We start from the raw sequence: 13,657 nt of genomic DNA, 5'->3' as shown, positions 1-13,657 counted from the left end.
TTTGCCTGTACTTGCATGAAGAGGCACGAACGATAATCGCTGCGCCCGTGCAGCGCCATGGCCGATGGTCAGGGCTGTTTCGCGGCGCTTGTCCTGCGCTGCCACAGCAGGTTCAATGTCCGTTCCATGGACGGAGGCCCACCATGCCCCGCTGCACCCCACTCCTCGCGCTGCTGTTGGCCGCGCTGACCAGCGCGACCGCCTCGGCGAACGTGCCCCGCACGCCCACTCCTACCTCGCAGCATCCGCCCGATGCGGCGATGGATGCTGCGCACGCCGCGTACGCGCAGCAGTGGGATACGGCCATCGAACAGTCGCGCAGCGGCAATACGCTGGCCGCGTTGATCGCCATGCAACGGTTGATGGAGAGCCCGCTGCTGGCCGACTTCGATGCCGAACGCCGCGGTCGCGCCGCGCAGTTTGCCGGCTGGACGGCGGCCATGCAGAAGCAACCGGCGCTGGCACGGCGCTATCTGCAGCAGGCGCTGCTGGCGTTGCCGGGCGATGCAAGCATCCTGACCACGCTGGTGTCGCTGGACCTCAACGATGACCAACCAGCAGCAGCGGTCGAGCATCTGACACAGGCGCTGGCGCGTGCCGACAGCCCGCTGGCGATCGACCACCACACCATCAGCTACCTGCAGTACCACCTGCGCGAGCAGCCCGCGCAGCGCATGGCGCTGCTGCAGGCGCTGTTCGACAACGGCTGGAAGAGCGGCGGCAGCGAACCCACCGGGCTGTGGCTGGCGTTGGCAACGCTGCAGGCCGACAACGGGCGCGGCGATGCCATCCCGACCACACTGGCCCGCATCGACACCCCCGCCGAACTGATCCGCGTACGCAGCGACAAGCGTTTCGACCGCTACGTGGACCGTGCCGATGCACGCTTCGATCCGCTCAAGGCTGCGCAGGCCCATCTGGACACCCTGCGTGTATCGGGCCTGCTGGACCGCGTCCTGGATGCACGCATGGTGGATTTCAGCAGCACGCTGCTGATGCTGGATCGCAACGAGGAAGTCCTGGCGCTGACCGATACGCTGGCCGAGGCCGCCGCAGAAGGACAATCGCCGCCTGCCGCCGAGGCGGAATGGATTGCCTGGCTGCTCAACAGCCGCATCGCGGCACTGCGGCGCCTGCAACGCACCGATGAAGCGCTGGCGACGGCGAAGCTCGCCGCCCGCATCGGCGCGCTCGGACCGGATGGTCTGGAGCATCAGATGAACGTGGCCTTCGTGCTCAACTCACTCGGCAAGACGCAGGAAGCAGAGGCCGCGATGGAGACGCTGACCGGTCTAAGCGGCTATGGCCAGGCCGCACAGGCCTTGATCCGTTTCGCCGCCGCCCGCGAGCGCGGTGATGCCGCCGCTACCGCCGCAGCACGTGCGGTCATCGTCGCCCAGCGCAAGGACGCTCGGCTCTTCTATCGCGAGATGCTGCTGGAAGAAGGTGATCTGGATGGGGCCGCAGCCGTGCTGATCGAGCAGCTGCGTTCGCCGTTGGAACGCAGCGACGCGCTGGCCAGCCTGCAGGACATGCGCGTGTATCCCTCGTTGCCGGGCGATGTACGCATCGATGCCGCCTGGCGCGAACTCAAGCAGCGTTCCGATGTGCAGGCCGAAGTCTCGCGCGTCGGCCGCATCGAGCGTTACGACCTGGTGGGCAGCGCCACGTCGCGCTGAGCGCCGGCTACTTCGCTGGTACTTCGATGCGGATGCCCATCGCCTCGCGATAGCGGGTGTACAGGGCCATCACCTTGTCCACGTAGGCGAGGGTTTCGGCATACGGTGGCACGCCCTTGTAGCGCGCCACCGCACCGATGCCGGCGTTGTAGGCCGCCGCTGCCAGCGGACGGTCACCGTTGTAGCGGCGCAGCAGCGCGCGCATGTAGCGGGCACCGCCGTCGATGGACTGCTGCGGCGAGAACGGGTCGCGCACGCCGTATTCCAGCGCGGTATCGGGCATCAGCTGCATCACGCCCTGCGCGCCCTTGCTGGACACCGCCAGCGCGTCGAAGTTGCTTTCGGCATGGGCGATCGCCCGCAACCAGGCATCGTCGACACCGGTAGCCTTGGCCGCCGCCTTGAACTGTTTTGCGTGCTGGGCCAGCTGGGGCTTGCCGACCTTGCCGAGGCCTTCATGCGCCGGTTCGCCCGGTGGCGTGGCCACGGTGAACTTCAGGAACACGCGCGAGCCGGGCAGGTTGCGGGTGGAATAGACAAGCTTGCCGTCCTGCTCGCGCTCGTACAGCACGCCACTGAACACGCCCATGTTGCCCCACAGGTTGGGTGTCTGCACGGCGCTGTCGTCGATCTCCTTCGGCGTGCAGCGCGAGCCGGGCTCGGGTGCGGTGGCGAGGCTGACCGTGCTGCCCTGCACGCAGCGGTAGACCGTGCGCGCAGCGACCAGCCCTGGCCACAGGCCAGACAGCAGCAACAGCGCGACGAGGGCGGGACGGAGGGACATGGCGGCCGGATGATCCGGCGGCGGCCGCTAACAATGAGTGAATGGGGGGTTTCGGCCGGGCGGCGCCCGGCACCCGCAGAGGCAACGGCAACCTCAACAGCAACAGCAACGGCGGGCTATCCGTGGGATGGCGGGGTGGGTCCGGTGGCGGGGGGCGCCGTGAATCCGTCCCTGGGGGCTTGGGCGCGCCATCCATGGCGCTTACACCCCCGCAACCGGACCCACCCCGCCTTCGACAATTCCCCGCGACCTGGGAACGGTGTTCTGTGCGGCTGTTGGTGGGTGTCGACCCCGCGGCTGTTGGTGGGTGTCGACCTTGGTCGACACATGGATCCACGCCATGCGTGGATGGGACTCACCGAGGCTGTGAGATCTGTTGGCGAGGGTCTTCCTGATTACCGCGCCATCTTCCGCCGCAGCCAGTAACCTGCGCCCAGCAGCACGAACCATGCGGGGCTAGCCACCAGGGCCTGGCGGGTGTCGGCCTGCAGGCTCAGCAGTACCAGTACGGCGGCGAAGAAGACCAGACAGGCCCAGCACATCGCCACGCCACCGGGCATCTTGAAGATCGAGGCCGCGTGGCGTTCGGGGTAGCGACGGCGGTAGACCATGTAGGCCACCAGGATCAGCGACCAGACGAAGATGAACAGCACCGTCGCCAGGGTCGTCACCAGGGTGAAGGCGGTCACCAGGTTGGGGATCAGGTAGATCAGCAGGGTGCCGCCCAGCAGGCACAGGCAGGAGAACAGCAGGCCCCGTGCCGGCACCGCTGCGCGCGAGAGCTTGGACAGGCCACGCGGTGCATGGCCTTCCTCGGCCAGGCCGAACAGCATGCGGCTGGTGGAGAAGATGCCGCTGTTGGCCGACGATGTTGCCGAAGTCAGCACCACGAAGTTGATCAGGCTGGCCGCGGCGGGAATGCCGGCCAGCACGAACAGCTGCACGAACGGGCTCTTGTCCGGCACCACCTGGCGCCATGGGGTGACCGCCATGATCGCGATCAGCGCCAGCACGTAGAAGATGATGATGCGCACCGGGATCGAGTTGATCGCCTTGGGCAGGTTGCGCTCCGGATCGGCCGTTTCCGCAGCGGTGGTGCCCACCAGTTCGATGCCGACGAAGGCGAACACCGCGATCTGGAAACCGGCGAAGAAACCGACCAGGCCCATCGGGAACATGCCACCGTCATTCCACAGGTTCGACAGCGCTGCAGTGTGCCCGCTGGGCGAGGTGAAGCCCCACGCCACCAGCCCGGCGCCGGTGATGATCAGCGCGCAGATGGCCACGATCTTGATCAGCGCGAACCAGAATTCCATTTCGCCGAACAGCTTCACTGTCACCAGGTTCAGCGCCAGCAACAGCATCACGCAGGCCAGAGCGGGTATCCACGCGTCCAGCCCGGGGAACCAGAACTGCGCATAGGCGGCGATGGCAATCACATCGGCGATGGCGGTGACGATCCAGCAGAACCAGTACGTCCATCCGCAGAAGAACCCGGCCCACGGCCCGAGCAGATCGGTGGAGAAATCGATAAAGGATTTGTACTGCAGGTTCGAGAGCAGCAGCTCGCCCATCGCCCGCATCACGAAGAACAGCATCGCGCCGATGATCAGGTAGACGAACACGATGGACGGGCCGGCCAGGCTGATGGTCTTGCCCGAGCCCATGAACAGGCCGGTGCCGATGGCACCGCCGATGGCGATCAGTTGCAGGTGACGGTTGGACAGGCTGCGGCGCAGGTTCTCGGGGGGCGTGGCGGGCTCGGTCATGGGCGCGGGAAGAGGCGGGTGAAGCGTCCGACGGTAGTCCTCCGGCTTCCACAACGCCAGCGCCGGACGGACCAGGACCGTCAACAAGTGTCGCCTTCACCACAATGTGACCCGTTACCGCATTTGTCCCATTCCGCCCAGCCCGGCGCCGTGTTCATATACCGCCATCGCCCAAGGACCGGCCCCGCCCATGTGCCCAGCCCTGCACACCTCTCTGGAGCCCCGGTCATGAGCCGACTGCGGGTCATCATCGGCGGCACCGTACTGGCCGTGCTGGCCGCTGCAGTGCCGATCGCGGTCATGGTCTATGCCACCTGGGATCGCGCCGTCAGCGTCGAGCAACAGCGTCTGCATGCCATCGCCGAGCGCAGCCTGCGCCGTACCGAAGTGTCCTACCAGGAAGCGCTGGCGGCATTGAAGTCGGCCGAGGCCACGGTGCTGCCGCCCTGCGGGGCCGAACACATCCAGCGCATGCAGACCTTGGTGATGACCACGCCGTCGTCCGACCAGATGGGCTACTTCGAGGGCGGCAAGCTGCGCTGCACGTCGTGGGGCTCATTCCTGCGGGATGTGGACCAGCCCACGCCGGACCACGTCACCAGCGATGGCGTCGGCATCACCGTGGACGTGCGCCCCGAGGCGGCGGGCCGGCGGCCGATGCTGTCCATCATGTACGGGTCGTACGACGTGCTGGTCGACCCCCGTCGCTTCGTCGATGTCATTGTCGATCCAGACGTGCGGCTGGCCCTGGCAAGCCCGGATGGACGGCTGCTGACCCAGCAGGACGGCATGGACCCGACCCTGTTGCAGCAGTTGCTGCGCGAGCCCGGCGAGGGCCTGGACCGCAGCACCCTGTATGCCAGCGCGCGCAGCGGTGAATGGCTGGCGATCGCCACCGCCCCGCGCACCGCGCTGGCGGCCACGTTCCGGCAGCAGGCGTGGTTGTTCGTGCCATTGGGACTGCTGATGGCCGCCGCCGGTGCCGGCCTGGTGATCTGGCTGTCGCGACGACGGCTGTCGATGCGCGGCGAACTGCGCATCGCCATCCGCCGCCGCGAACTCTACCTGCACTACCAGCCGATCATCGAACTGGATACCGGCATCTGCGTCGGCGCCGAAGCACTGGTGCGCTGGCAGCGACCCGACGGCACGCAGGTGCGTCCGGACCTGTTCATTCCCTTGGCCGAAGAGGCCGGGATGATCGCCGCCATCACCGATCTGGTGATCGAGAACGTGGTTGCCGACATGCGTGAACTGTTGGCCGAGGATCGCAGTGCACACATCGCGATCAACCTGGCGGCCGAGGACATCAGCAGCGGGCGGGCGCTGAAGGTGATCTCGCAGCGCATGGCCGGCAGCGGCATCCTGCCGCAGCAGATCTGGCTGGAGGCCACCGAACATGGCTTCCTCGACATCGACCGTGCGCGCACCATGCTGGCGGCGGCGCGACGCGCGGGTCACAGCGTGGCCATCGATGATTTCGGTGTCGGCTATTCCAGCCTGCAGTACCTGCAGCAGCTGCCGTTGGATGCACTGAAGATCGACAAGTCCTTCATCGATGCGATCGGCACCGAAAGCGCGACCAGCCCGGTCACGCCGCACATCATCGGCATGGCCCGCGAGCTGGGCCTGTGGGTGGTGGCTGAAGGCGTGGAAACCGAAGCGCAGCTGGCCTACCTGCACAGCCAGCACGTGCAGTTCGGCCAAGGGTGGTTGTTCTCGCGGCCGTTGCCGCGCGATGAGTTCATCGCCTTCCACCGCAAGCGCCAGCAGCAGTACGGCGCGGCGCGGGAGCACATGCAGAATCCGCGTAGCGTGCCGTTCGAGCGTGAGCAGGCGGGGGAGGAGTAGTCGGCGAACGGCGCGGCCCCTCGTGGTGGGTCGCTAAGAGCGGTTCGTGGGTTGGTCGGGCGGGGTGGATACGCGGGGGACGCCGTGAATCCGTCCATGGAGGCTTGGCCGCGGCATCCATGCCGCGGACACCCCCGCGTACCCACCCCGCCCGACCCGGGACAGATCTCTGCGGCGTTCCACCACGTAAGAGAGAAGAGAAAAACAACAGCGGGTCGCTGCGCTCGCACGTTCTGCTCTCTGTAGTGCCGGCCGCTGACCGGCAACCCCGTCACCGTTGATCGACGCCTATGCCCAGGCCTTCGGGCGGGCCCACAGCCAGGCTGCACACACTGCCAGCAGCAGCAACGGCAACCAGGCCAGGTGCTGTGCGCCGCTGGCCTGCAGCATCAGGCCGCCGCCGACGCCACCGGCGGCGATGGCGAGATTCCAGCCGGTCACCAGCATCGACTGCGCGAGGTCGGCAGCGGCGCCGGCACGGCGCGCCAGCGCGGTCTGGAACAGGGTTGGTACGGCACCGAACGCGACGCCCCACAGGATCGTCACCAGCAGCAGCACACCCGGCACGCCCGGCCACAGCAGCAGCGAAACCACCGCCATCACGAAGCCGATCACGCTGGCCCATACCAGCGCGCGCAGATGGCGGTCCACGCCCCAGCCGGCAATGGCGATACCCACGATCGCGGCGATGCCGAACGCCAGCAGCAGCCGGTCCAGCCAACCGCCCGCGCCGGCCTGCACCGCCAACGGCTCGATGTAGGTGTACAGCACGTTGTGCGCCAGCACGTACAGCACCATCACCAGCAGCGTGCTGCGGATGCCGGGCATGCGCCAGACCGAACCCAGCGACATGCGCCGGCCTGCGCCGGCCGCCGGCAATGCGGGCAGCGCCCATCGCGCGTAGCCGAGCAGCAGCACCGCCAGCACGCTCATCAACGCGAACGCCCAGCGCCAGCCGATCTGCTGGCCCAGCAACGTGCCGGCCGGCACCCCCAGCGACAACGCCAGCGGCGAGCCGATCATCGCCACCGCGATCGCCCTGCCCTGCAGTTCCGGCACCACCATGCGCGCGGCGTAGCCGGCCACCAGCGACCACAGCAGGCCCGCGCCCACACCCGCCAGGAAGCGCGCCACCAGGGTCAGCACGTAGTCGTGGCTGAGCGCGGTCACGGTGTTGACCACCATGAAGCCGGCAATCGCCGCCAGCAGCAGCGGACGACGCGGCAGCCGCTGGGTCAGCGCGGTCATCGGCAACGCAGCCAGCAGCGAGCCCAGTGCGTACACGCTCACCAGCTGTCCTGCTGCCGCATCGCTGACACCGAGGCTCTCGCCCATCGGCCGCAGCACACCGGCCGGCAGCGTTTCGGTCAGCAGGGTGATGAAACCACCACCGGCCAAGGCCAGCAGACCACGCCACGGCAGACGCGTTGCATCACCGGCCGGTGCCCCGGCATCGATCGCGTGGCCGCTCATCGCGCCGTCTCCAGATCGGCGTACACCGCATCGCGCAGTTCATCCACGAACGCGCCATGCATGCCTTCGTACAGTGTATTGGTCAGCGCGACCACGCTCAGGCCGCGCGCCGGATCGACGAACCAGCTATGGCCGTAGGCACCGCCCCAGCGCCATGTGCCCACGGTCTGTGGCGTGCCGCTGGCTGCGGCATCACGCAGCACGGCAAAGCCCAGGCCGAAGCCCCAACCGGGTGGATCGACAGGTCCCAGTTCGCCCAGCTGAGGCGTTCCCATCTGTGCCATCAAGCTGTCCGGCAGCAGCTGTGAAACACACGAATCGCGCAGCGCCTCCAGCACGGCCATCACCTCGTCAGCGGTACCCACCAGCCCTGCACCGGCCGACGGATAACGGTGTGGATCGGTCGCCCGTGCCAGGCTGTATTCGATGCCTACCGAGCCCTCGAACGCCGCCACCACCTCGCCCTCCTGCAAGCGATGCGGCTGCGGTACGTCACTGACATACGGCGTCGCCAGACGGCTGCCCTCGCCGGTGGCGAACGCGGTGTCGCGCAGGCCCAGCGGCTGCGCCAGCAGCCGGTCGAACAACATCTGCAAGGTCTCACCGCTGGCTGCTTCAGCCACTGCGCCCGCCACATCCACGCCCAACGAGTACAGCCACTGGCTGCCCGGCGCGAACAGCAACGGCACCTGCGCAATGCGCTGCACGTTCTGCTGCAGCGTCACCGCGCTCGCGTCCATGCCATCGCTTACGCCCGCCTGCGCGTAAGGGCCCTCGGCGTCGGCTTCCAGAAAGCGGTAGCCCAGCCCGCTGCTGTGGCTGAGCAACTGGCGCAGGCTGATCGATGGCTGGCTGCCATCGGCCAGTGCCGGGCGGAACGCCGGCAACCAGCGCTGCACCGGCGTATCCAGGTCGAGCACACCCTCTGCCACCAGGCGCAGGATCACAGTGGTCAGCAGCGGCTTGCTCACCGAAGCCAGCCGGAACAGCTGGTCGCGGCGCATCGGTGTATTCGATTCACGATCGGCCAGGCCACTGGCGCTGGCATGGCGAAGCACGCCGTGTTCGCGCACCAGCACCACCGCACCGACCAGGCGCTGCGGGTGCACGGCCTGCAGCAGCGCGCTCACCGCGGGCAGTGCCGGTGCAGTTTCAACAGGGAAGGCGAGTGTCATCGGGGTGATCCGTGGGGAGAGGCCCGCCACGGTAGGCAGCTTCGGCGCCCGCAAAAAGCGGGGCCGGGCTCCGCGCATCATGGACCGCAAGGTCCGCAATCGGCATCATGCCCGGAACCACTGGGCCGCACCGACCCGCCAAGCACCCGCACCGCACTGTTGCACCGGCTGCGTCACCGCGCATGCCGACCGCCGCCTACCCTGCCCTCTTTCGCAGCGATCTTCCCCATGTCCGTCCTCGACAACCTGGCCAACCTGCAGACCTTCGTCCACGCCGCGGACACCCGCAGCTTCGTCGAAACCGGCCGCGTACAAGGCATCTCCGCCTCGGCCGCCGGCAAGTGCGTGGCCCGGCTGGAACAGGCGCTCGGTGTACGCCTGTTCCACCGCAGCACGCGCAGCATCACCCTCACCGCCGAGGGCCAGCTGTTCCTGGCGCGCTGCCGGCGCATCCTGGACGAGCGCGACGCCGCGCGCACCGAACTGGCCCAGCAGCATGCAACCCCCAGCGGCACCCTGCGCATCAGCCTGCCGCTGGTGGGCGACCTTACCCTGCCATTGATGGCGGAATTCATGGCCGCCTATCCCGACATCCGCCTGGAGCTGGATTTCTCCGATCGACTGGTCGACGTCATCGAAGAGGGATTCGATGCCGTGCTGCGTGTCGGCGAGCCCAGCGACTCACGTCTCACCGCGCGCCGCCTCGGTGTGTTCCCACGCCGCGTCGTCGCATCGCCGGCCTACCTGCAACGGCATGGCACGCCGCAGACGCCGGCGGACCTGCTGCAGCACCGCCTGCTGCACTACCGCTTCCCCAGCAGCGGCAAACTCGAACCGTGGCCGATCCTCTGGCCCGAGGGCGACACGGCACAGGAACTGCCGGTGCACCTGGTCGCCAACACCATCGAGGCACGGGTGGCACTGGCACTGCGCGACGGTGGCCTGGCGTTCGTGCCGGTGCATTCGGTACGCGATGCACTCGCTGCCGGCCGGCTGGTCACCGTGCTTGATGAGCACGTGCATTCCTGCGGCACGTTCCACCTGCTGTGGCCGTCGGGCCGCCACGTATTGCCGAAGCTGCGGGTGTTCATCGAATTCGTCGGCGCGCGGCTGGATACGGTGCCGTAACGCGGCGCAGCGGCCGCGACCATTCAGCTCGCGGCGCTATACTGCCCGCTCATTCCTCATAGAGGCTCGCGACCAATGCGCCAGTGATGCCGCCGTCTTCGCACTAGACGGCCCGACTCTTCCCGCCCCTGCGCGCAGGGGAGAACCAGGCATCCATGGAGGTCGCATGACTTCGCATTCCCTCACGCTCGATCGCGTGTCGTATCGGTTGGCCGATGGCCGACCGCTGTTTTCCAATCTGTCCTTTTCCTTCGAGCCAGTGGCCACCGGTCTGGTCGGCGCCAACGGCGTCGGCAAGAGCGTGCTCGCGCGCCTGCTCTCCGGTCAGCTGTCGCCCGACGAGGGCCACGTGCACCGCGGTGGCCAGGTATTCCTGTTGCCCACACCCGGCTATCCACCACGTGGCACGGTCGGCGAACTGGCCGGCGTAGGCGCCGAACTGGCGGCACTGGCGCGCATCGAAGCGGGCAGCGTCGATGCAGCCGACTTCACCTGCATCGGCGACCGCTGGAACCTGCGCGAACGCCTGCAGCAGCAGTGGCAGGCAATGCAGCTGCCGGCCGACCTTGATCCCGCGCAGCCCGCCGCGCGACTCAGTGGTGGCCAGGCGATGCAGGTCGCCCTGTCGGGCGCGTGGGCCAGCGGCGCGGACTGGCTGATCCTCGACGAGCCGAGCAATCACCTCGATGCCCATCACCGCCGCCAACTGTATGCACAGCTGCAGCAATGGCAGGGCGGCCTGCTGGCGATCAGCCACGACCGTGGCCTGCTCTCGCAGATGGCGCAGATCGTCGAACTGGATGCGCACGGCCTGCAACGTTATGGCGGGCCGTGGCAGCACTATGCCGACGCGCGTGCCGCCGAACGCGAGGCCGCCGCCGCCCAGCTTGACCACGTCCGCGCCCAGCACCGGCAGCAGCAACGCAGCGCGCGCGAGCAGCACGAGCGCCAGCAGCAGCGCCAGGCACGCGGCAACCGCGAGGCACGCGAGGCCAACCAGGCACCGATCCTGCTCGGTCGGCAGAAGCAGCGCGCCGAAGCCAGCCATGGGCGTGCGCAGCAGATCCAGAACGATCGCCTGCTGGCCAGCGCCGCACAGGTGCGCGCCGCCGCAGCAGCGGTGCACGTGGCGCCGGAACTGGCGTTGTTCAGTGGCGAAGGCGAGCGTGGCCAAGCCCGTTTGCTGCAGGCCCATGACCTGGTGCTGCCGCGCGGCTGTCGGGCGCCACTGCAGCTGGAGATCCGTCGTGGCCAGCGCATTGCAGTGGTCGGCGACAACGGCAGCGGCAAGTCGACGCTGTTGCGCGTGCTGGCCGGCGAGCTGCCCGCAGACAGTGGACAGGTACATCGGCACGCGCCGTTGGCCCTGCTCGACCAGCAGCTGCTGAATCTGCGCAGCCAAGAGAGCATTCTCGACGCGGTGCAGGCTGCCCATCCCAAGGCCGATCCGGCTGAGCTGCGCACGCGGTTGGCGTTGCTGGGCCTGGATGCACAGCGCATCCAGCGCCCGGCCAGCAGCCTCAGCGATGGCGAGCGGGTGAAAGGTGCGCTGGCCAGCGTGCTGTATGCCGATCCTGCCCCGCAGCTGCTGTTGCTGGACGAGCCGGGCAACGCGCTGGACCTGGCCGCGCTGCAGGCGCTGGAAGAGCTGTTGGCGGCATGGCCGGGGGCATTGCTGATGGTCAGCCATGACACCCACCTCCTGCAGGCCCTGCAGCCAACGCAGGTGCTGCAGGTCGGTGATGCAGGTTGGCAGTGGCGCGATGCGTTGTAGAGCCGAGCCCATGCTCGGCTCCTGCCGGCTGGCATCCACGCATGGCGTGGATCTACTGGCTGGCAATGCGTCCACGTCCATTGGAAGCGATGAGCTGTAGAGCCGAGCCCATGCTCGGCTCCCGCCGGCTGGCATCCACGCATGGCGTGGATCTACTGCCAGCCGAGCGTTCATCCACGCATGGCGTGGATCTACTCATCCGCGCTTCCACACCGGGAACGTCTGCGGCATCTGCTGCCACAGCAAGGGGCCGGCCTGCAGTTCGTCGTCGTTGAGCAGGCATGCATCCAGTGCCGAGCGCACCGCGCGCTCGTCCATGTGCACGCCGATCACCACCAGCTCCTGCCGGCGGTCACCCCACAGCGGGTGCCACAGGCGTGCCATCGCCGAGTGCGCTGCCGCGTCCGGGAATTCCTGTGCATCGGGCAACGGCGCGCTCCAGCAGTCGGCCTGCTGCCGGGCCCAGCCCAGATCGCTGTAGGGCAGTGGCGTCGGCGGCAGCAGCGGCGTGGTGTCCTCCTGGCCAGCGCGCACACGCTCGCGCGCCGCATACCAGAAGCCCGCCGCCTGGGTGCGCGTGGCCGCGCCCACACTGTTCAACTCACCCACCCAGTCCATGCGGTTGGCCAGCCAGAACCAGCCTTTGCTGCGGATCACCCCGGGCATGCCGTGCTGCAACGTGCGTGCGAAGCGTGCCGGGTGGAACGGCCGTCGCGAGCGGTAGACGAAGCTGGCAATGCCGTACTCTTCGGTTTCCGGCGTGTGCTCGCCGCGCAGCTCCTTCACCCAGCCCGGAGCCTGCTGCGCGCGCTCGAAATCGAAGCGGCCGGTATCCAGCAGCTCCGCAAGCGGTACGTCGCCGAAGCTGGACAGCAGCAGCTTCGCGTCGCGGTTCAAGCCGCGCAGCACCGCCAGCGTGTCCTGCAGCAGCTCCTCTTCCACCTGGTCCACCTTGCTGACCACGATCACGTCGGCGAACTCCACCTGCTCGCACAGCAGGTCGACCACGCCGCGATCATCGTCCGGCCCCGCCTGCTGGCCACGCTCGGCCAAGCGCAGCGTCGAACCGAAATCGGCCAGGAAGGCACTGCCGTCCACCACCGTCACCATCGTGTCCAGCCGCGCGATATCGCTCAGGCTGAAGCCATGCTCATCGCGCACCGCGAAGGTGGCCGCCACCGGCATCGGCTCGCCGATCCCGGTCGATTCGATCAGCAGGTAGTCGTAGCGGCCGCTGTCAGCCAGGCGCCGGACCTCCTGCAGCAGATCATCGCGCAGCGTGCAGCAGATGCAGCCGTTGCTGAACTCCACCAGCGTCTCTTCGGTGCGACGCAGCTCCGCGCCGCCATCGCGCACCAGCTGCGCATCGATGTTGACCTCGCTCATGTCGTTGACGATCACCGCCACCCGCAGGCCATCGCGGTTGCGCAGGATCTGGTTGAGCAGGGTGGTCTTGCCGGCACCGAGGAAGCCGGAGAGCACGGTGACCGGAAGGCGACGGTCGGCGCGGGAAATAGCGTTCATCTGGGGCTGGGTTGGCTGCAGAAAGGAAATGTTACTGTATAACAATTGTCGCGCAAGGAACCTCCCCACATGAAGTCGCCCTCAGCCGCCCTGCTTGATGCCGGTGCCGTCGCCCTGTCCAGCCTGTGCCTGCTGCACTGCCTGGCACTGCCCCTGCTGGCGGCCGCGCTGCCGCTGTTCGGCGTCTGGGCCGAAGCGGAATGGGTGCACCTGGTCTTCGTGGCCATCGCGCTGCCGATGACTGGCTTCGCCCTGTGGCGGGCCGAACGCCGACATCCCCTGCCTGCGCTGGCGTGGCTGAGCGCCGGTATCGGCCTGGCCCTGTTGATGGCGGGCGCCCTGGCGCTGCCCTCGCACGCGTGGGAGACCCCGCTGACGGTCACCGGCAGCCTGCTGCTGGCCGCCACGCACATCTGGAACGCGCGGCACCGGCACCGATGACACCGCAGGGGTAGTGCCGGCCGCTGGCCGGCAACTGCAGGCTACGTCCGCAGTTCATG

General features: G+C 68.0%; 10 protein-coding genes. 5 read left to right on the top strand and 5 right to left on the bottom strand.

What is annotated here, in order from left to right; all coding sequences use genetic code 11:
- Positions 1-143 precede the first annotated feature (143 nt).
- Positions 144-1,679 (top strand): hypothetical protein, encoded by a 1,536-nt coding sequence (locus tag CR156_RS22055; RefSeq protein ID WP_100554609.1) that lies wholly within the window; start codon positions 144-146, stop codon positions 1,677-1,679.
- 7 nt (positions 1,680-1,686) lie between these two features.
- On the opposite strand, the gene CR156_RS22050 is transcribed toward CR156_RS22055, so the two are convergent.
- Together CR156_RS22050 and cycA are read right to left on the bottom strand one after the other, a co-directional pair.
- Positions 1,687-2,463: a lytic transglycosylase domain-containing protein gene (locus CR156_RS22050; protein WP_100554608.1), complete on the bottom strand. Its 777-nt coding sequence runs from the start codon at positions 2,461-2,463 to the stop codon at positions 1,687-1,689.
- Positions 2,464-2,858: 395 nt separating this feature from the next.
- Positions 2,859-4,232, bottom strand: a complete 1,374-nt coding sequence (gene cycA / locus CR156_RS22045) for a D-serine/D-alanine/glycine transporter (protein ID WP_100554607.1) — start codon at positions 4,230-4,232, stop codon at positions 2,859-2,861.
- 228 nt (positions 4,233-4,460) lie between these two features.
- Between cycA and CR156_RS22040 the strand changes: the two genes are divergently transcribed.
- Positions 4,461-6,083, top strand: coding sequence for an EAL domain-containing protein (locus CR156_RS22040; protein WP_100554606.1), 1,623 nt, complete (start codon positions 4,461-4,463; stop codon positions 6,081-6,083).
- A gap of 288 nt (positions 6,084-6,371) precedes the next feature.
- Here the strand turns inward: CR156_RS22040 and CR156_RS22035 are convergent, their stop codons facing one another.
- Both CR156_RS22035 and CR156_RS22030 read right to left on the bottom strand, forming a co-directional pair.
- On the bottom strand, positions 6,372-7,556 hold the full coding sequence (locus CR156_RS22035; protein WP_100554605.1) for an MFS transporter: 1,185 nt from the start codon (positions 7,554-7,556) through the stop codon (positions 6,372-6,374).
- Positions 7,553-8,731 carry a serine hydrolase domain-containing protein gene (locus CR156_RS22030; RefSeq protein WP_100554604.1) on the bottom strand — a complete coding sequence of 393 codons (1,179 nt, stop codon included), beginning with the start codon at positions 8,729-8,731 and terminating at the stop codon, positions 7,553-7,555. The genes CR156_RS22035 and CR156_RS22030 overlap by 4 nt, the downstream gene beginning before the upstream one ends.
- A gap of 228 nt (positions 8,732-8,959) precedes the next feature.
- Here CR156_RS22030 and CR156_RS22025 point away from each other — a divergent pair, with 228 nt between their 5' ends.
- Positions 8,960-9,859, top strand: a complete 900-nt coding sequence (locus CR156_RS22025) for a LysR family transcriptional regulator (RefSeq protein WP_100554603.1) — start codon at positions 8,960-8,962, stop codon at positions 9,857-9,859.
- Positions 9,860-10,025: 166 nt separating this feature from the next.
- Positions 10,026-11,633 (top strand): ATP-binding cassette domain-containing protein, encoded by a 1,608-nt coding sequence (locus CR156_RS22020; RefSeq protein WP_100554602.1) that lies wholly within the window; start codon positions 10,026-10,028, stop codon positions 11,631-11,633.
- A gap of 195 nt (positions 11,634-11,828) precedes the next feature.
- On the opposite strand, the gene CR156_RS22015 is transcribed toward CR156_RS22020, so the two are convergent.
- Entirely contained in the window at positions 11,829-13,157 is a 1,329-nt protein-coding gene (locus tag CR156_RS22015) for a GTP-binding protein (RefSeq protein WP_100554601.1), read from the bottom strand.
- A gap of 69 nt (positions 13,158-13,226) precedes the next feature.
- Here CR156_RS22015 and CR156_RS22010 point away from each other — a divergent pair, with 69 nt between their 5' ends.
- The gene (locus tag CR156_RS22010; RefSeq protein WP_089238366.1) at positions 13,227-13,598 is read left to right on the top strand and encodes a MerC domain-containing protein; all 372 of its coding nucleotides are present in this window, start codon (positions 13,227-13,229) and stop codon (positions 13,596-13,598) included.
- The last annotated feature ends 59 nt before the right edge of the window (positions 13,599-13,657 follow it).

Origin of the sequence: Stenotrophomonas lactitubi, assembly GCF_002803515.1 — a bacterium.
GTDB classification, from domain to species: Bacteria; Pseudomonadota; Gammaproteobacteria; order Xanthomonadales; family Xanthomonadaceae; genus Stenotrophomonas; species Stenotrophomonas lactitubi.
This window is presented reverse-complemented; position numbering and strand designations above follow the sequence as displayed.